At 47.0% G+C, this 18,928-nt stretch carries 15 protein-coding genes and 1 other annotated feature; all 15 genes read right to left on the reverse strand.

The genetic code is table 11. From position 1 onward, the window contains the following. Nucleotides 1-403: 403 nt before the first annotated feature. Nucleotides 404-1,798, reverse strand: a complete 1,395-nt coding sequence (gene murC, locus AB4Z45_RS29070) for a UDP-N-acetylmuramate--L-alanine ligase (protein ID WP_076271666.1) — start codon at nucleotides 1,796-1,798, stop codon at nucleotides 404-406. A 7-nt stretch (nucleotides 1,799-1,805) separates the two neighbouring features. Continuing rightward, nucleotides 1,806-3,191, reverse strand: coding sequence for a bifunctional folylpolyglutamate synthase/dihydrofolate synthase (locus AB4Z45_RS29075; RefSeq protein WP_076271665.1), 1,386 nt, complete (start codon nucleotides 3,189-3,191; stop codon nucleotides 1,806-1,808). 29 nt (nucleotides 3,192-3,220) lie between these two features. After that, nucleotides 3,221-5,863 carry a valine--tRNA ligase gene (locus AB4Z45_RS29080; protein ID WP_076271664.1) on the reverse strand — a complete coding sequence of 881 codons (2,643 nt, stop codon included), beginning with the start codon at nucleotides 5,861-5,863 and terminating at the stop codon, nucleotides 3,221-3,223. Nucleotides 5,864-5,919: 56 nt separating this feature from the next. Further along, nucleotides 5,920-6,160 (reverse strand) — a binding site (T-box leader). A 119-nt stretch (nucleotides 6,161-6,279) separates the two neighbouring features. Beyond that, the gene (locus AB4Z45_RS29085; protein ID WP_441912831.1) at nucleotides 6,280-7,578 is read right to left on the reverse strand and encodes a LysM peptidoglycan-binding domain-containing protein; all 1,299 of its coding nucleotides are present in this window, start codon (nucleotides 7,576-7,578) and stop codon (nucleotides 6,280-6,282) included. Nucleotides 7,579-7,667: 89 nt separating this feature from the next. Then, on the reverse strand, nucleotides 7,668-8,669 hold the full coding sequence (locus AB4Z45_RS29090) for an RluA family pseudouridine synthase (RefSeq protein ID WP_441912832.1): 1,002 nt from the start codon (nucleotides 8,667-8,669) through the stop codon (nucleotides 7,668-7,670). Between the two features lie 85 nt (nucleotides 8,670-8,754). Then, the gene (gene hemL, locus AB4Z45_RS29095) at nucleotides 8,755-10,056 is read right to left on the reverse strand and encodes a glutamate-1-semialdehyde 2,1-aminomutase (protein ID WP_441912833.1); all 1,302 of its coding nucleotides are present in this window, start codon (nucleotides 10,054-10,056) and stop codon (nucleotides 8,755-8,757) included. Between the two features lie 4 nt (nucleotides 10,057-10,060). Continuing rightward, the gene (gene hemB / locus AB4Z45_RS29100) at nucleotides 10,061-11,059 is read right to left on the reverse strand and encodes a porphobilinogen synthase (protein ID WP_441912834.1); all 999 of its coding nucleotides are present in this window, start codon (nucleotides 11,057-11,059) and stop codon (nucleotides 10,061-10,063) included. 3 nt (nucleotides 11,060-11,062) lie between these two features. Further along, nucleotides 11,063-12,631 (reverse strand): uroporphyrinogen-III C-methyltransferase, encoded by a 1,569-nt coding sequence (gene cobA, locus AB4Z45_RS29105; protein WP_441912835.1) that lies wholly within the window; start codon nucleotides 12,629-12,631, stop codon nucleotides 11,063-11,065. Between the two features lie 5 nt (nucleotides 12,632-12,636). Then, nucleotides 12,637-13,608, reverse strand: a complete 972-nt coding sequence (hemC, locus tag AB4Z45_RS29110) for a hydroxymethylbilane synthase (protein WP_339207845.1) — start codon at nucleotides 13,606-13,608, stop codon at nucleotides 12,637-12,639. Beyond that, nucleotides 13,608-14,252: a precorrin-2 dehydrogenase/sirohydrochlorin ferrochelatase family protein gene (locus AB4Z45_RS29115; protein ID WP_441912836.1), complete on the reverse strand. Its 645-nt coding sequence runs from the start codon at nucleotides 14,250-14,252 to the stop codon at nucleotides 13,608-13,610. Before AB4Z45_RS29115 ends, hemC begins: the two co-directional genes overlap by 1 nt. A gap of 31 nt (nucleotides 14,253-14,283) precedes the next feature. After that, nucleotides 14,284-15,096 carry a cytochrome C assembly family protein gene (locus tag AB4Z45_RS29120; protein WP_076271657.1) on the reverse strand — a complete coding sequence of 271 codons (813 nt, stop codon included), beginning with the start codon at nucleotides 15,094-15,096 and terminating at the stop codon, nucleotides 14,284-14,286. Between the two features lie 22 nt (nucleotides 15,097-15,118). After that, nucleotides 15,119-16,501 carry a glutamyl-tRNA reductase gene (gene hemA, locus AB4Z45_RS29125; RefSeq protein WP_076271656.1) on the reverse strand — a complete coding sequence of 461 codons (1,383 nt, stop codon included), beginning with the start codon at nucleotides 16,499-16,501 and terminating at the stop codon, nucleotides 15,119-15,121. A gap of 199 nt (nucleotides 16,502-16,700) precedes the next feature. Further along, nucleotides 16,701-17,099 (reverse strand): adenosylmethionine decarboxylase, encoded by a 399-nt coding sequence (gene speD, locus AB4Z45_RS29130; protein WP_054027216.1) that lies wholly within the window; start codon nucleotides 17,097-17,099, stop codon nucleotides 16,701-16,703. Between the two features lie 281 nt (nucleotides 17,100-17,380). Continuing rightward, nucleotides 17,381-18,064, reverse strand: a complete 684-nt coding sequence (locus tag AB4Z45_RS29135) for a DUF4309 domain-containing protein (RefSeq protein ID WP_441912837.1) — start codon at nucleotides 18,062-18,064, stop codon at nucleotides 17,381-17,383. Nucleotides 18,065-18,235: 171 nt separating this feature from the next. Next, on the reverse strand, nucleotides 18,236-18,826 hold the full coding sequence (locus tag AB4Z45_RS29140; protein WP_339207840.1) for a non-ribosomal peptide synthetase module: 591 nt from the start codon (nucleotides 18,824-18,826) through the stop codon (nucleotides 18,236-18,238). Nucleotides 18,827-18,928: the final 102 nt, after the last annotated feature.

Genomic DNA, 18,928 nt, shown 5'->3' on the forward strand with positions numbered 1-18,928 from the left:
AATCTTGATGCGTATTCTGAGACCCGTACGCGGATTATTAAGGGTCCGTAAATTTTGATTGTAGATTATGAGGTTTAGTGCACTCCGTCCCGCTGGGAGGCTGTGGAGGCTTTTTAAAGCATAGGTTATTGGGTTGTTGAATTATGAGGATATTGAGCTAGTGCTAGTTTAAGTGGGTTGATTAGATCAGTGAGTGAGTAAGTGAGGTATAGAGTGAGAGGTTTATTAGGTAGTGAGTACAAGCCATTGAATTGGGGGACTGTGAGTTGGGCTAGTGGGATTTACCTACATCGAGTATTGAAATTAATTTTATGTAGGCTTATTTAGAGCCTTTCATACGAAAAGTCCCGTGCTTATACAAAATGCCCGGTGATTCTGATATGGAATCCCGGGCATTAGCTGCTTATTGGTTTGATTTTAACGATTTCGCTAACGAATCCGCTACCTTCCAAATGTCGCCTGCTCCCATGGTGATAACAAGATCGCCTGGTGCGACCCGCTCAGTCAAGTATGCGATCACTTCTTCTTTGGTTGGAATATACTCGGAGTTCGCGTTGCTGTTGCTTTTGATCAGCTCCACCAGCTTGCGGGATGTTACTCCTTCGATTTGCAGTTCGCCTGCCGGCGAGTAGATGTCGGTAATGATTACCTCATCGGCCTCTGGGAATGCGCGGCTGAATTGCTCGAATAAGAAAAACGTCCGCGTATAACGCTGTGGTTGAAACACAGCAATAATACGCTTACCTGTTGCTTTTGCAGCGCTGATTGTCGCTCTGATCTCCGTTGGATGATGCGCATAGTCATCAATGACCAATATGTCATTAACTTCCCCAAGCACCTGGAAGCGGCGTTTCGCGCCTCTAAATGATTGAATCGCAACAGCAATTTTGTCAAAGGACAAGCCTGCTTCGAGACAAGTAATAACAGTAGCCATTGCATTGTACACATTATGAAGACCTGGAACGGACAGCTCCACATCTCCAAGCAATGCCCCTTTATGCGTCATTGTAAAGGTTACCTTCCGGTCTCCGAGTACAACATTTTGAGCTTTATAGTCTGCATCGCCGTCAATGCCATAAGTCACTAGCTGCGATGAATTCATATTGCCTTGATATACTTGCGGTATCAATTCGTTAACCGTCTCGTCATCTGCGCATACAATCGCCTTGCCGTCCGCTTTCACCTGCTGCAAAAACTGCACATAAGCAGCCTTCAGCTTGCCGAAATCGCCATCATAATTTTCAAGATGATCCGGCTCAATATTCGTCACGATAGCAAGCGTAGGGTGATAATGAAGGAATGAACCATCACTCTCGTCCGCTTCCGCTACGACGTATTCACCTTTGCCCGCTTTTGCGTTTGTACCTACATTAACGATTTCGCCACCGATAATATAGGTTGGATCCGCACCGCAAGATTCCATAACAAGCGCGATCATTGAAGAGGTCGTCGTCTTGCCATGTGCGCCGGCTACTGCGATTCCTTTGCCTGCGTTCATCAATCTAGCCAGCATTTGCGACCGATGCAAAACTGGGATGTTGAGCTCTTCAGCTGCTTTCCGTTCAACATTATCTTTGGAAAGTGCCGTAGAGTATACGACCAAATCCGCTCCATTCACATGCTCGGGCTGATGACCGATATAAATGCTGGCACCATTTGCTGCAAGCTTCTCTGTTAATTCTTGACGTGCGACATCGGACCCGGTCACCTTATAGCCCATTTCCAGCATAACGCGGGCAATGGCACTCATTCCGTAACCGCCGATTCCGATGAAATGAACGTGTTCTGCCGTATTCAAAGACGGTTCACCAACCTTTTTCAGAATCCGAGTCATACAAAATGCGGGAGCGAACGTCAGCAATTAAATATAGCGTGCCTGTCACGACTCCAAGGTCTGTTTCCCCGGTTAACTGTTGTAGTTTTTGTAATGCTGCTTGCCAGTTTGATTCCACTACAAGCTCGAAAGCGTACTGATCTGGCTGTTGCTGACGCATTTCACGTACCAAATCAGCCAAAGCAGAGGCATCTTTTTTCATTCGATAGTCAGGCTCGGTCACAATAAGCGTATCCACTATTGGTAGTATATGCTTAAGAACATCCTGATGATTCTTATTCTCCAGCATACCCATCATAAGATGTAACCGATCATATTTGTAAGTATTTTTCAAAGCGTCCACGAGTGACTCTGCACCTTCTGGATTATGTGCGCCATCGACCAAAATACGAGGCTGATCAGAAACCATCTCAAGTCGTCCCGGCCACGCTGCCTTTTGAAGTCCTTCCGCCAGTACATCATCTTCGATGACCAGTGCATTATATTGGCGAAGTATCTCAAGCGTCATGACGGCAACCGCTGCATTCGTCCGTTGATGGGCACCATTAAGCGTGATTGTCAAAGGCTCGATGCTGCGGAATAAATTGTCGAAGCGGAAAGTTTGCTCATTCTCGCGAACCGAGATTGCCGTTTCATGGAACTGTTCGCCTAACAAATAAAGCGTGCTTTTTTTGCCTTCAGCTGCTTGCTTAATAACCTCAATTGCCTCTGGCTGAGTAACCGCACTAATGACCGGTATTCCTGCTTTAATAATGCCAGCTTTTTCGCTCGCAACTGCAGCAATCGTATCACCGAGTTTATCCATATGGTCATGGCCAATATTCGTAATGACGGAAACAACCGGTTGAACGATATTCGTCACATCAAGCCTGCCGCCAAGTCCTGTCTCCCACACGACATAATCGGGGTAAGTGACCTTCGCATAAAAAAGAATAGCCAGCGCTGTTGATACTTCAAACATCGTAGGCGAGCCAAGTTCTGTCTGAGCAAGCTCATCAACATGAGGTTTTAGCTCATTGGCAAGTCTAAGCAGCGTCTCTTCTTCGATATCGATCCCGTTATATTGAAAACGATTCGTAAACTTCGTTATATATGGCGATGTAAATGTGCCTACATCATATCCGCCGCGCAGCAAAACGCTCGTCAAATAGGCACAAGTAGACCCTTTCCCATTTGTCCCGGCAATGTGGATAAACTTTAATCTGCGATGCGGGTTATCCAGCCGTTCCATCAATTGCTCGATCCGATCAAGACCTGGACGAATACCGAATGGAATTAGCCCAGTAATCCAATCTACCGCTTCCCGGTAGGATTGCAGCGGCCCTGCAGGCCGCTGCTCTATTTGTTGATCTGTCATACTAATCGTCCTTCTTCCGTTTTGCAGCGTTATCCGCGCAATTCCGCAATTCTAGCTAGTACCTTGTCGCGTTTGTCTGCATAATCGTTCATTTTGGCGCGTTCTTCATCGATAACCTTAGCTGGCGCTTTTGCCACAAAGCCTTCATTGCTGAGCTTCTTCTCAATCCGCTCTACCTCGGTATTCAAATGCTGATGTTCCTTCTCTAAACGAGCAATCTCCTGAGCAATATCGATTAAGCCGGCAAGCGGCAAATAAATCTCAGCACCAGTTAAAATCGCAGTCATTGCTTTGTCCGGCGCACTAATGTGGAGGCCAGTCTCCAAACTTGACGTACCGCAGAAACGTTTAATAAATTCTTCGTTGCGGGACATAATAGCAGCTTCAGCCTCGCTAGCAGGCTTAATTAGCATTTCAATCTTTTTGCTCATCGGAACATTTACTTCTGCTCGGATATTACGAACTGAACGGATCATCTCCATCAGAAGCTCCATCTCTTTCACAGCGTCCGGCGCTTCAAGCGCAGTATCATAAACCGGCCATTCTGCCAAAGTGATCGTATCGCCAACATGAGGCAGATGCTGCCAAATCTCTTCGCTGATATATGGCATGAACGGGTGAATAAGACGCTGCGTACGGTCTAGCACATAAGCAAGTACCGATTGCGTAGCTTTTTTAGCTGCTTCATCCGTGCTGTAAAGGCTAAGCTTAGCGAATTCAATGTACCAGTCGCAAAGATCGTCCCAAATGAAATTATACAATAGACGTCCAGTTTCACCGAACTCATAGCTGTCAATTAATCGAGTTACATCACGAACCGTTTCATTCAGGCGATGCAAAATCCAGCGATCCGCTGTTCCGAGATTAACAGTGATATCAATATCAGCTGCTTCAACCCCTTCAAGATTCATCAGCGCGAAGCGTGATGCATTCCAAATTTTGTTCGCAAAGTTGCGCGATTGCTCAACCTTCTCCCAGCGGAAACGCAAATCCTGCCCCGGCGTGCTGCTTGTCGAGATCATATAACGCATAGCATCTGCACCATATTTCTCGATAACCTCAAGCGGATCGACACCATTGCCCTTCGACTTGGACATCTTTTGTCCTTCGGAGTCACGAACAAGTCCGTGCATCAGCACATCCTTGAACGGAGATTGCTCTGTAAACTCAAGAGCTGTGAAGATCATTCGGGATACCCAGAAATAAATGATGTCATAACCCGTTACGAGTACATCCGTTGGGTAATAACGTTTCAGGTCATTCGTTTCATCCGGCCAGCCTAGTGTTGAGAACGGCCATAATGCGGAGCTGAACCACGTATCAAGCACGTCATTATCTTGAGTAAGGTGATCGCCTTCCATATTCTCACGGGATACATGTGTTTCACCTGTCGTCTCATCATACCAAGCCGGTATGCGGTGACCCCACCATAGCTGCCTAGAAATACACCAATCGCGTACGTTCTCGATCCAGTGCAAATATATTTTCTCGAATCTCTCAGGTACGAAGTTGACACCTTTGCCAGCCTTTTGAGCTGCGATTGCAGCCTCAGCTAGAGGTTTCATAGCAACGAACCATTGTGTAGACAAATAGGGCTCAACAACGGCGCCGCTGCGCTCACTGTGACCAACTTGATGCACATGATCTTCGATTTCCACGCATACGCCTTGCTCCTGCAAATCCTTAACGAGCTGCTTGCGGCAATCCGCACGGTCGAGACCTTGATAAGGACCAGCTTCAGCGTTCATTGTACCTGTCTCATCCATCACAATGATTTGCGGCAGACTGTGGCGCTCGCCAACTTCAAAGTCATTTGGATCATGTGCAGGCGTAATTTTTACGGCACCTGAACCAAATTCCTTATCGACGTACTCATCTGCAATAATCGGAATTTCGCGCCCAACGACTGGAAGCACGATCATTTGCCCAATCAAGTGCTTGTAACGATCATCCTCTGGATGAACCGCTACAGCTGTATCGCCGAGCATCGTTTCTGGACGTGTCGTTGCAACCGTTATAAAGCCTGAACCGTCCTTAAGAGGATATTTCAAGTGATACAAATGACCATTGATTTCCTTGTGCTCTACCTCAATATCTGAAAGAGCTGTGCGGGCAGCAGGGTCCCAGTTGATGATTTTTTTGCCGCGATAGATCAAGCCCTTATCATAGAGCTTAACAAAAACCTCGCGTACAGCCTTGGAGAGGCCTTCATCCAAAGTGAACCGCTCTCTCGAATAATCGAGGGAAAGTCCCATCTTCGACCATTGATCGCGAATCGTACTTGCGTACTCATCCTTCCACTCCCATACTTTCTCTAGGAATGCTTCACGACCTAGGTCGTAGCGCGAAATTCCTTGCTCACGCAGCTTCTGCTCAACTCTTGTTTGCGTCGCGATGCCCGCATGGTCAGTTCCTGGCACCCATAGCGTGTCGAATCCTTGCATACGCTTCGTTCTAATTAAAATATCTTGTAGGGTAAAATCTAACGCATGCCCGATATGCAGCATTCCGGTAACGTTAGGAGGCGGAATAACAATCGTATACGTCTGTGCATCCGGTCGTTTGCCTGCCTCGAAAAATTTTCCCTGCATCCAGTAATCGTACCATTTCTGCTCAGCTGCCTTAGGATCATAAGTTGTCGGCATTGCAGTTGTCGTTTGATTTTCTGACATTCGTCCATCCTCCATAAATCGATCTACAAAAACAAAAAAAACCTGCCGCCCTTATCATAAAGGACGAAAGGTTAAGCTTCCGTGGTACCACCTTTGTTCCACGCGAAATGTATCCGCATGGCACTCAAACAGATAACGGCTGCGGCCGGCCTGACTTCGGTAGAGCACAGGTTGCTCCTACTTGGCTCAGGCAACTCCGGGGCGACTCGTAGCAGTCACTTCCTGCAGAACCTCTCAGCGTAACGGTTCCACTCTCTGAAGGCTTTGCTGCCTACTATTCCCCATCAATGTCGTTATAACACATATATACTTTTATCATACCTTTGTTGCTCACTTGAGTCAACCTCGGCAGAAGCAAGAAATGCCCCTATCGCTCAAATTAATGAGCAATAAGGGCATTTTCGTTACAGAAGCCTCTATGGAATGTATAACAGCTGTCCTTCCGACACACTTGAGTCGTCCAAACGGTTATACATTACAATTTCTCTCGGATTCATGCTATAGCGTGTAGCGATGACATCAAGCGTCTCGTCCCGCTGCACAATACACATCCGAATTTTCTTAAATTCCTTATCTTCCGAGCGTTTGCCCAGAAATAAGTTTTTCCACTCAATCTCATCGCCGGAAGCCTGTACTCTAGCTTCCTCATCTGCCCGCTGCTGAGCGACTACCTGTTCTGCCGCCTGACGTGCTGCTTGTTCACGCCGACTTGTCTGAAGCAGCGTGAGAATGCCGACATCTCCTGCCAAACCAGAACCCTCTTGCGGCTGCTTGTTTGTAATTGCGATACGCGGCTCCTGCTTTTCCTGCTCTGGAACAGGACTCTGCTGCGGGAAAGCCTCTGCTACTGGAGCTATTGGAGCTATTGGAGTTATTGGAACATCGATTTGTACCGGCTCTTCACGTTCCTCCGCCAGTACTTGCTCGCTTGCTGCTTCAACTGGTGGAATCACTGCGGAATCATTTGCAAACGGCGAGGATGTTGCTAACCAGCCCTCGTTGCTTGTTTGCTGAGAAGATAGTGGAATTTCTCTCTCATCTTCTTGGCTCTCCACATCCTCTTCCTGCGGAGCAGGAGATGCGAATAACTGCGAAGATGACCAGCCTCCGCCTGAAGATGAGGAAGAGATGGTTACGGTTGCTTCCTCAGGCTCATCCGATGCATCGGCTTTTTGCTCGTTTGAAATCTCCTCTTGCGCAGCAAGCTCAAGTTCTTCCGCTATGTACGATTGTTCATTAGCGGTATTTTGACCATTAAAAGCTTCCACGGCTCGTTCATCATAAACTTCCCGTTGATGAATGACAGTAAAAGGTTCTTCTCGCCAAATGTCCTCCGGCTCCTGAATAGGCTGAGCAGAAATACCGCGCAAAGAAAGAACACCCGTAATGTTCAATGTGCGAGCAGACAAAAGATCGACGTCAAAATTGTCAATTTCAATCGAAATATCATCCAGCCGTGATATGCGGTTCATTGGCAGCGTTATTTCGACCGGTATCCAGTGCTCCAGCGTCAGGGAGTTTTCGGAATCAGTTTGACTCCTATATACCCCGCTAAGCAGAAGCTGCCCTCTAAGCACGGCATGGTCCCCTTGATCGATAACTTGAATACGAGGAACAAGCTCAATTTCCTCCAACTCGTCAATTGCCGCAACATCATCGGGCAAGTGGACGCGCTCATACACATCAAAACGTAATCCGTTCGTTTGATCCGACACGCCTAAATCCTCCCCTCTCATACTGAATGCTTGGTCTAACGTTACATTCACTACTTATCTATATGGTAGGTTGGGCAGGAGCATGACTATCATTTTGAACGGAACTCCATCTCTTCTGAAAGCTGCATCAGCCAATCAGGCCAAGGCGAGGCTGCTTCTATTAGCGAGTCGGTCAGAGGATGAGGAAAAACAAGCTTTTCCCCATGCAGCGCTTGATGCTTCAACTGTGCTGTGCTGCCTCCATACAGACCGTCTCCAAGCAGCGGATGTCCAATATGACTTAAGTGAACCCGAATTTGATGCGTTCGTCCCGTCTCAAGCTTTACACGTATTAGTGACGATCGAGAATTTGCTGCCACAACCTCGTAATGGCTAATTGCTAGATCGCCGTTTTCTGAAACTCTGCGCCTTGCCGGGTGATGTCGATCCTTCCCTATTGGCATATTGATTGTACCCGAAAGCTTTGACATTCGGCCTTGAACGACAGCCATATATTGTCTGTCTATCGCTTTCGCTCTCATCGCCTCATCAAGCTTCCACTGGGCCAAATCATTTTTTGCATATAAAACGGGACCAGACGTATCATCATCCAGCCTGTGGATATGACGTATATTCAGCGGATCGCCTTGGCTCAAAAGATGCCATGCCGCCGCCTCATCCAGCGTTCCGCTTTGACCGGGAGATGACCCATGCACTGCCATGCCAGCAGGCTTGTCAAATACAACGCAGAAATCGTCTTCATACAACACATCTGGCATTTTTAGTTTAGTATCCCTGCGCAGGTGACGATATGAAGCATCACTGCGCGGATCTACTGGCGGGAAAGCAAGCAGCTGCAGCTGCTCCCCGTTCCACTGAATGCCTCCAATTGAAAACAACCGATTAATCCACTTCTGCGGAAAAAAGGAACGGGCCAGCAGCCACTGACGCACAAGGTGCGGATGACTGCCAGCCCGCGGCTGCGCAAGCTCCGGCGTTGCCGCCGGATCCTTTTCCGATTCAGGATTAATGGTATCAGAGGACGCAGCGCCAAGAGCAAGCCAGTCTAGCTCCAGCCATTGTCCATTCCTCTTCATCTGACCATCAATCATATAACGTTCCTCCCAATCGTAAACGAAGCAAAAACAACTTCGCTTCCTTACGAGCCTCTTGCCTTCATTTCAAAATACAGCGATATTACAAGCGGCTAAACGCAATATCATGCGCTTCGATTGTCGCATCTATGTCCTCATTCGAATGAACCCCGGAAACAAACATGCCTTCAAATTGTGAAGGAGCAATGCTTACACCCAAATCAAGCATCGCCGCAAAATAAGCCTTAAAGCGCTCTAGATCGGATGTTTTTGCCGTTTCGAAATTGATGACAAACGTATCCGTGAAGAACGGACAAACCATCGATCCAACACGGTTAATCGTATTTGCAATGCCATGTTTGCGCGCATTCGCTTCAAAACCAAGCTGCAGCCTAACTGCTTGACGCTCCATATTCTCATACACTTCAGGGGTTAGCAGATTCAATGTTGCATAACCTGCCGCCATCGCAAGCGGATTGCCTGATAAGGTTCCCGCTTGATAGATAGGTCCGCTCGGTGCAATCATCTCCATAAGCTCCCGTTTGCCGCCGTATGCACCGACTGGCAATCCGCCGCCAATTACTTTGCCGAAGCAAGTAAGGTCTGGCGTAATACCGTAAAGTCCCTGCGCGCAGTTATAACCAACACGGAAGCCCGTCATTACCTCGTCAAAAATAAGAACCGTACCGTACTGCGTTGTAATGTCGCGCAATCCTTGCAAGAAACCAGGCAATGGCGGAACAACGCCCATGTTGCCAGCTACCGGTTCAACGATGACACAAGCAATTTCCTCACCAAATTTTTCGAAAGCAAGCTTTACCGATTCAATATCGTTGTATGGTACCGTAATCGTATGCGAAGCTACATGCTCCGGTACACCCGGGCTGTCAGGCAGGCCAAGCGTCGCAACACCTGAGCCTGCTTTAATGAGCAAGCTATCCGCATGACCATGATATGAGCCTTCGAATTTCAAAATCCTGCTTCGTTTCGTATAACCGCGAGCAAGCCGAATGGCGCTCATCGTCGCTTCCGTACCGGAGTTAACCATGCGAACGATATCAACTGAAGGTACTCGCTCGCAAACAAGCTCAGCCATCAATGTTTCAAGCTCTGTTGGGGCGCCGAAGCTTGTCCCCTTCTCTGCTGTACGTTTAATCGCTTCGATAACTTCAGGATGGGCATGACCCATAATGAGAGGGCCCCATGATGCTACATAATCGATATAGCTGTTGCCATCGATATCATAAATGCGACTGCCTTCTCCCCGCTCCATATAGACAGGGTTCAAGCCCACTGATTTGAATGCTCTAACCGGGCTGTTTACACCGCCTGGCATTACTTTTTTCGCTCTTTCGAAAGCTTCTACTGAGCGCGCATCATTTCTAAGGTTCGACTGTTCACTCATCTGCTTACCCCTCTCCCTTCAACCAACGTGCCGCATCCTTTGCATGGTACGTAATAATAAGATCAGCACCAGCACGCTTCATGCCTAGCAAGGTTTCAAGAACGATCGATTGCTCATCAATCCAGCCATTAGCTGCAGCGGCTTTCACCATCGAGTATTCTGCGCTTACGTTATAAGCGACAACCGGTAAATTATATTTATCCTTAAGCAGTCTCAAAATATCCAAGTAAGCTAGAGCAGGCTTGACCATTAGCATATCGGCGCCCTCAGCAATATCTGACTCTGCTTCGCGAAGCGCCTCGCGTACGTTAGCTGGATCCATCTGGTATGTTTTGCGGTCGCCGAATTGCGGAGCCGAATGTGCGGCATCACGGAAAGGGCCGTAGTAAGCCGAAGAAAATTTAACAGAGTAAGACATAATTGGAACGTCACTAAAGCCAGCATCATCTAGCCCTTCACGAATAGCAAGCACAAAGCCGTCCATCATATTGGAAGGTGCGATAATGTCTGCTCCTGCTTCCGCTTGCGATACCGCCGTTTGTACGAGCAGATCAAGCGAGGAGTCATTATCCACTTCCGCTACGCCTGTTTCCTCATGCAAATGTACGATGCCGCAATGACCGTGGTCGGTAAATTGGCATAAACAAGTATCAGCGACAACAACAAGCTCCGGCGCCCACTTCTTCACTGCTTTTATCGCTTGTTGAACGATACCGTTCGCATCATAAGCCGAAGACCCTAAAGCATCTTTATATTCCGGAAGGCCGAACAGCAGCACCGATTGAATGCCGCAAGCAACCACTTCACGAATCTCCTGCTCCAAAAGATCCATCGACAGATGGTATACACCCGGCATAGATGGAATTTCTTCTTTTATATTTACACCATGCGTAACGAAGATCGGATATATAAAATCATTTACACTCAGCACGGTTTCTCTTACCATGCTCCGAAGAGCAGACGTTTTGCGTAATCTGCGATTTCTTACTGTTGGGAAACTCATCACTTAGTATTCCTCCTCGACTAGCTTAGCAAGTTGTTTTTGCTGATAATCAACGATCGCTTTAAGCATGCTATCCAGCGTTGAATCTTCTGGCTCAATTGCAACCTTCAAGCCTGCTTCTAGTGCAGTCTTCGTTGTAAGCGGGCCAATACTCGCAATGGGAATGTCTGCTAATAGTTGTACTGGATCTGAAATGCCCTTGCGTCTCAATACCTCAAGCAAATTGGTCACCGTCGATGAACTAGTGAATGTAATCATGTGAATTTCTTTTTCGCGAATCCATTCGAGGGCAAGCTCATCCTGCTCATCGACAATGACCGTTTCATAAACATCGATTTCCGTTGGCACAAGTCCCATTGCCTTCAGCTCACGGGGCAATACCTCGCGTGCAAGATCTCCTCGAGGCAGCAGCACTCGCTCTCCAGCCTTCAGCTGCGGCGCCAGCTTGTCCAGCAAGCCTTCCGCATGGAACTTCACAGGGAGCTCATCAACCACTAAGCCGCGCTTTGCAAGCGCCTCAGCTGTCTTAGGACCAACTGCTGCAATTCTCGCACCAAAAAATCTCCTAATATCGATATTAAATTTACGCAGCCATCCAAAAAAGTACTCCACGCCGTTTACACTCGTAAACATTAGCCATTCATATTGTTCTGCCTGCTCCAACTGTTCCTTCAAGTTAGCAACAACAACGGGGTCCGTTGGTTCAATCGTTTCAATGACTGGAAACTCGCAAGGCTCCCCGCCAAGCGTTTCAATCTGTTCAACTAGCTCGCTTGCCTGTGCTCTAGCTCGTGTAACGAGTATACGCAAGCCAAATAGCGGCTTGTTCTCATACCATTTCAGCTTCTCTCTCTGCAGTACAACGTCGCCTACCACAATGACGGCAGGCGGCTGAAAATTCGCTGCTTTGACAATCCCCTCAATGGTTTCCAGCGTGCCAACAATGGTACGCTGTTCAACTCTCGTTCCCCAGCGAATAAGTGCAACTGGCGTTTGCGGCGGCTTGCCATGCTTCATGAGCTGATCAGAAATATATCCTATTTTGGCGACACCCATTAGAAAAATAAGGGTTCCCGTAGCATTCGTTACTTTATCCCAATGAATGGAGCGGTCAAGCTTATCCGGACTCTCATGACCCGTAATAATGGACAAGGATGATGCCATATCACGATGTGTGACTGGAATGCCTGCGTAAGCGGGAACAGCGATTGCCGAGGTAATGCCTGGCACGATTTCGAACTCGATTCCGTTATCATAAAGAAGCTCGGCTTCTTCTCCAACTCGTCCAAAAATCGTAGGGTCTCCGCCTTTCAGACGAGTAACGATCTTGCCTTGCAGCGCCAAATCGACAAGAAGCTGATTGATTTCCTCCTGCTTCATCGTATGACGGTCCGGCAGCTTGCCGACGTAGATTCTCTCCGCACCCGGCTTCACATACCGGAGTAATCTCGGGCTTGCCAAGCGATCGTAAACGACAACCTCACATTCCTCCAAGCATTGCAGTCCGCGCACCGTAATCAGCTTCGGATCTCCCGGTCCGGCGCCAACTAAATATACCTTCCCCTTGTCCAAGCCCGTCATCCCCCAATTTCAGCTAAAATACGGTCTGCGCCGCGTGCAATGAGTGCATCTGCAACATCACGGCCAAGCTGTTCAGGATCAATTCCCTTCATCACTTCTTTCAACAGCGTAGCTCCGTCCGGCGATCCGACCATGCCCGTCAGGATAAGCTCATGTTTCCCGCTTTGGCCCGGGAGCTCATCACCTAATGTGCAATATGCGCCTATCGGCACCTGGCATCCACCATTTAGTGAACCAAGGAAGCTTCGCTCAGCTCGTACCGTAACCTCGGTTTCATCATCGTTAAGAAGGGAAAGCAGCTCTCGAACTTGTTCATCATTCTCCCGGCATTCAATGCCGAGTGCGCCTTGTCCTACAGCAGGCAAACATACATCAACAGGAATGTTCGCAGATATGCGATCTTCCCATCCCATGCGCTTCAGACCAGCTGCAGCAAGTACAACCGCATCGAAACCTTCGGTTTCTAATTTGCGAATACGGGAATCTATATTGCCCCTTATAGACTCAAGCTGAAGATCAGGTCTCGCGTTTTTAAGCTGGCAGGATCTGCGCAGGCTGCTCGTTCCCACTCTCGCTCCTAGAGGCAATTCAGACAATCCGCCGCCTTCACGAGTGATAAGGCAATCTCTCGGATCGACGCGCCTTGGAATCGCTCCATTTATTAACCCTTCCGGAAGCTCATAAGGCATGTCCTTCATGCTGTGAACGGCCAAATCAATTACACCGTCTGCAAGTGCTTGTTCGATTTCCTTAACGAACAGCCCTTTTCCACCTACTTTAGACAGCGTAACATCAAGTATGCGATCACCTTTTGTTACTATTTTTTTCACTTCAAACTTATAATCAAACCCATGCTTCTCACTTATGCGTGTCAGTTCATCGATCACTTGACCCGTTTGTGTAAGCGCAAGTGCGCTTTGCCTTGTTCCTACGACGATAATTCGTTGTCCTTGGTTAGTTGTTGCCATTATGTAAGCCCCCTGTCTATCCGATGAAGCAGGCTTTGCAGCCATTCATCCATATCAATATTGATCCGCTTTAGCGACGCTGCCTCTTCGGCCGCAAGCTTCAGCACGGATTGTCTCTCCTGTTCATCATGCAAGCTGTTTAACACTTTCTCCCGGAAGCGACGCAATACTATCGTTATTTCTTCGTATTCCGGGCCATAAAGCGCTGCAAGCTCTTTCTTTATTTGCTGAGACAATGCCGGGCTTGCGCCTGAAGCAGTAACCGCCAGCAGCAAATCTCCACGCCTGACAATCGAAGGTGAAATAAACGAGCCTTTGTCCGCATTATCCACCGCGTTTACTAAAATACGAAGCCGATCGGCGGCAGCCGCAATCTCCGCATTTAAACGTTTATCGTTTGTTGCCGCAAATACCAACGATGCACCAGCAAGATCGCCATCATTGTACTCTCGCTGAAACCAGCGGATTTTCCCTTCGGAAGCCAAACACACGATTTGAGGAGTTAATGACGGGCTGATGACCCATATTTCATCCGCTCCAGCAGCCAGCAGCCCTTGCAGCTTTCGCTGCGCCACGCTTCCGCCGCCGATAATAACGCAGCGTCTGCCTTTAAGCTGCATGAAAATTGGATATAAACCATTCATTGCCGTCTTTGCCTCCAGCAGTCAATTCTCGTTAATGAAAGGAGGAGAAATAATTAGTAAACAAATTCAGAAGCAGCAAACCAAACGAAATAATATAAAAGCGGGCCAATTGCAATCCGGGACGTTTGAGCATCGCTCTCTGGTACACATAAATAATGTACATGACCAAGGTTCCAAAGGAAGACAGTACCTTCCAGTCAATCAACAACGCAAACCGTCTTTCGACAAGTATAGACGTCACCGCAATCGCAAGCGACATTGCAAACAATGGAACGCCAACAATGACTGCTCGATCTCCATAACGCTCAATCATATCGAGGCTAGGCAATCTGCGCACAAAGTTTGACCAGCGCTTTCGTTTCAGCTGATTATGCAAAAACAAATACATGCCGGCGAACAAAGCGCCTATGGTTAATGCAGCATACGCAAGCAAAACGAGACTGATATGAATGTATAATAGCTCTCTTGTTGTTTCCCAAACTTTAAGCGACTCGCCATTTCCAGGGTCACTATACAGGTTAAGCGCCAACACCGCAAAACCAACAACATTTACAAAAAACACAATGAAATCAATTTTAATAAATCGACTGATCACTAGCGAAATGGTAACTAAAAGCCAAGAAAAGCCTAACCAGTATTCAAAGGTTGATACTTCCGTCATTTGCAAATGAGATACGATGCGAGTAACAAGGTAACCAGTCTGTAATACCCAAACAAAAATAAGCAGCCCTGTACCCATCCGTTTCGCTCTCCGACTTGCATTCATGAAGTCGGAGAAATAAAACAGCAGGCTCAGGGCGTAAATATAAAGTATCGCATCATATAAAAAGTTTTGCGTCTCCATAGCTCCTCCACCTAGCAGCCCTCTACCTTGTAATAGGTGCTAATACCGCCGCAGCTGCATGGGGTTGAACATTTTTCTTTTTTGCAGCAGCGACAGTATCTGTTGCCGCTTCAAGCTCCGCTTGACGCGCTTTAGCAAGATCTTCCTCGAGTGCAAACAGCTTAACGAACATATCCATCGCTTCGTCTGCCCGCTTCTCGCCAGCCATTTCTTTAATTCGTAAAATAGGATCCTGCATCATTTGGTTAACGATGCTTTTTGTAAGCTTACGGATGACTTTAAGCTCATGCTCGCCGAGATCAGGCAATTTATTCGTCAAGCTGTTCATCGTTTCCTCGTGAATGCCTGCTGCTTTGGATTGCAAAGTACGAATAAGGGGAACAACGCCAAGCGTTTTGTACCACTGCTCGAACACTTCAATTTCTTCGGTAATCATCGCTTCAATTTTGGCAGCCTCTTGACGCCTATGCGCGAGATTGCTTTCCACGATGCCCTCTAAATCATCAATATCATACAAGAATACATTATCAACGGCAGCAATCGAAGGGTCCAAATCACGCGGTACCGCAATATCAATCATAAAGAGCGGCTTCGCTTTTCTACGCTGCATAGCTTCTGCAACCTGTTTGCGCGTTAACACATATTCTTTCGAGCCAGTGGAGCTGATAATAATGTCTGCTTCATGAAGCTTATCCACTGCTTCTTCCATCGACCATGCGATTCCGTTAAACTTGTCTGCCAGCTGTGTTGCCCGCTCATAGGTGCGATTTACAACAACGACGCGATCTGCGCCATTCGTGTACAGATGCTTGGCAGTCAGTTCGCCCGTTTCACCCGCACCAATGACCATAACTGTTTTTTTGTTGAATTGTCCGAAAATCCGTTTCCCAAGCTCAACGGCAGCATAGCTCACAGAAACTGCAGATTCACCAATTGACGTTTCGGAATGAGCACGCTTGGCCATTGTAACTGCCTGTTTAAACAGCATATTAAAAACAGTTCCCGTCGTCTTCTGCTGCTGCGCGAGCTGAAAAGCTGTTTTTACTTGTCCCAAAATTTGAGTCTCGCCGATGACCATGGAATCAAGTCCGCTCGTTACACGGAATAAATGATCAATCGCTTTCTCGTCCTCATACATATATAAATGGTTGGTGAAGTTCTGCCTAGGCAGCTTAAACCACTTCTCCATAAAGCTTCGAATGTAATGCCCGCATAGATGGTGCCTGTCTACAACTGCATAAAGCTCCGTCCGATTGCAGGTCGCTACAATGACACATTCCATTATGCTTTGTGTCTGAATGAGCTGTATTAATGCTTCCGGCAAATCCCGTTCTGCGAACGCAAATTGTTCTCTTACTTCTACGGGAGCCGTTCGGTAATTCAGTCCTACTGCGATAATGTGCATGCGCGGTCACCTGCCTCCTTCTCTTTAAGCGATCAAGCATTGATGTTATCGATAATTATAGCATAGTAAAACATTCAGATAATGTTCATTTATGAATAATATTTGAAAAGTACAGACTCATTATTCCCTTTTACTACAAAGAAATAACCATGGATACCATCCATGGTTATTTCGCTATGAGCAATAAGTTTTAAAGCTCTTAAACGAGCTCAGTTTGTTTCATTTTTGGCTCTTCTACTTGCAGTTCGCCCATACCGCGTACAAGCTTCTTCGCATACGTCGCTTTTGGCTTCAGTACAGCGAGCATGTAGTCGATCGCAAGCTGAGGATCTACAGTTTCGCCGCAAGTATAACAATCAAGCGCAGCAAAACCTCTCTCAGGATACGTATGAATCGAGAGGTGACTCTCCGACAGCAGCACGAGCACAGTTGCGCCTTGAGGATCGAATTGTTTGGCTTGAACCGACAATACAGTAGCACCACAAGCCTCTGCAGCCTCTACCATGTGTGATTGCAAAAATTCAGCGCTGTTCAGTAGATCAAAGTCTACACCCCAAGTATCAACAGCAACGTGTCTTCCGAAAGTTGAGTATTCCATCTTCCGGTTCCCCCTTCCTAGGAATAAAATGTTTGAAAAATTTCATCCGCTAGGACCTACGTCATTCACTTCTCGAGGGATTAATCTCTCGCAACATAACAATGTCCTGAGTGAATCCTGGTTCCTATTATTAACTTCAACAATCTTTTCAACGAGAATAAAAATAACATCTATCCGGGATAATTGCAATACTTTTTTTCTAAAGGATGGAAATAACCTTTCATTGCCAGCCCCGTTTTCAATGTATGACGTTGAAGCTTATCTCGCAATGGGCTGTGCGATCATCCCGCCATATTATTTTTTGCGTCCTGCGGACTGTATACCGAGATGTGATCCACCTTGCCGGTTGCTTCAGCCAAAATAAATTTAAGCTGATATTGTTTATTGACCTCATACGTATAAATGTCATCCGTACCGTTAACCGTTTTTTGATCAGCAGACCCAAGCGCGATCTCTATGTCTTTCAATGTAATGCCTTGAAGCTTTTTCGAATAAGATCTTACATCATAAACAAGCATGCCTTTGTTGTATCCAAATGTAATCCCTTTATCTTTGTAGGCAGCATACATCCCTTTCCCAGCGGATTCGTTGGTATCAGGCTTGCCCCATTTTTTCTCTATATCATCATATAATGCGATATGGGCAGCATAATCGGAGCCTGGAACTTTGCCTTCCTTCGCAAGCGCATAGACTGAGCTGATCGTTTCTCCGGCCTCAGAGCCGCTAGACGGCTCCTCAGCGCCTTTGCCGCCTGGTTGCTCATTAGGCTGTTCAGAAGGAGGGACGCTTGGCTTCGTGTCCGGTGAGGCCGGTGTACTTGTCTCTGGCTGATTGCTCGGCATCTCTGTTGCCGGCGGCGGCACTAGATCTGCTCCTGTATCCTTATTGCTGCACGCTGTTAAAGATAAGGCGATCGCAAATGATATTCCGATAGCAAACTGTTTAAATCGTTTGGTTTGATTCATTCCTATTCATCCCCTTGTTGTATAAAAATACTAAGATGCCATTCACTTGCCTTACCCTAATACTAACTGCTTAAACACGCAAAATGTTGCAAAATTCATAGATGCAATATTTTGAAAACAAAAAAAAGAGGCTGCAAAAGCAGCCTCTTTCATCAAGATTTCCTACTTGTATTAAGCTTCAAGGATGAAGAGCTTGCGAGTCAGATCGGTTAAACGCTCATCGATTTTGCTAATTTCTTCAGCATCCTTCGTTTGGTTGCGAAGATCTAGCAATTCATTGACTGCATTGCTTAACAATCCGATTTCCCGCTCGATCAAACGACTTTGGAACACACGCTCCAGTTGGCCAAGTGTATCCTTGAATTCGAATACAATGCGCTCCCCTGTGCTCGAGCTTTCGACAATTTGGTGAACGGAACCATTCTTATAATGATAGATCATCGTATAATGACTGTAGATTCGGTTGACGATCGCGTTGCCGCGGAAAGCTGAAAGAGCTTTTCGCATAGCATTGGTCAGCCTCGGTTGCACAAGACGGCAAGATAATACGCACACGTAATAGTCTTGTTGACGTTCAAAGGTCAGTCGGACTTCTTCCCTCCCTGCTACATCTTCGAGAACGAGCTCCTGATTCCCATTGTCAAGCACCAACACCTGAAGGTGTATTTGTTGCTCTTCAAATGAACGGATAAACTCAGCCATCTCTTCATTCGTCAATTGCAGTTTGGCATTTACATACTCTGTGGCTAGCCGCTTAGCCATAAAAATCTCCTCAATTCTTTGAACTTGCACGCTTTGGTCTTTAACTTTGGTCTTGTTGCTTAAGTATATTATACGTGATCTTATCATTTTATTCCTGTCGTT

The organism is Paenibacillus sp. MCAF9 (assembly GCF_052114265.1).
Lineage (GTDB): Bacteria > Bacillota > Bacilli > Paenibacillales > Paenibacillaceae > Pristimantibacillus.

What these genes read in the sequence shown, in the direction of transcription:
- AB4Z45_RS29135 (WP_441912837.1), bottom strand. Translation starts at nt 18,064, where the DNA reads ATGAATCAAACCAAACGATTTAAACAGTTTGCTATCGGAATATCATTT.
- AB4Z45_RS29140 (WP_339207840.1), bottom strand. Translation starts at nt 18,826, where the DNA reads ATGGCTAAGCGGCTAGCCACAGAGTATGTAAATGCCAAACTGCAATTG.
- hemB (WP_441912834.1), bottom strand. Translation starts at nt 11,059, where the DNA reads ATGAGTTTCCCAACAGTAAGAAATCGCAGATTACGCAAAACGTCTGCT.
- hemA (WP_076271656.1), bottom strand. Translation starts at nt 16,501, where the DNA reads ATGCACATTATCGCAGTAGGACTGAATTACCGAACGGCTCCCGTAGAA.
- AB4Z45_RS29080 (WP_076271664.1), bottom strand. Translation starts at nt 5,863, where the DNA reads ATGTCAGAAAATCAAACGACAACTGCAATGCCGACAACTTATGATCCT.
- AB4Z45_RS29120 (WP_076271657.1), bottom strand. Translation starts at nt 15,096, where the DNA reads ATGGAGACGCAAAACTTTTTATATGATGCGATACTTTATATTTACGCC.
- speD (WP_054027216.1), bottom strand. Translation starts at nt 17,099, where the DNA reads ATGGAATACTCAACTTTCGGAAGACACGTTGCTGTTGATACTTGGGGT.
- AB4Z45_RS29115 (WP_441912836.1), bottom strand. Translation starts at nt 14,252, where the DNA reads ATGAATGGTTTATATCCAATTTTCATGCAGCTTAAAGGCAGACGCTGC.
- hemL (WP_441912833.1), bottom strand. Translation starts at nt 10,056, where the DNA reads ATGAGTGAACAGTCGAACCTTAGAAATGATGCGCGCTCAGTAGAAGCT.
- hemC (WP_339207845.1), bottom strand. Translation starts at nt 13,608, where the DNA reads ATGGCAACAACTAACCAAGGACAACGAATTATCGTCGTAGGAACAAGG.
- AB4Z45_RS29090 (WP_441912832.1), bottom strand. Translation starts at nt 8,669, where the DNA reads ATGATTGATGGTCAGATGAAGAGGAATGGACAATGGCTGGAGCTAGAC.
- AB4Z45_RS29075 (WP_076271665.1), bottom strand. Translation starts at nt 3,191, where the DNA reads ATGACAGATCAACAAATAGAGCAGCGGCCTGCAGGGCCGCTGCAATCC.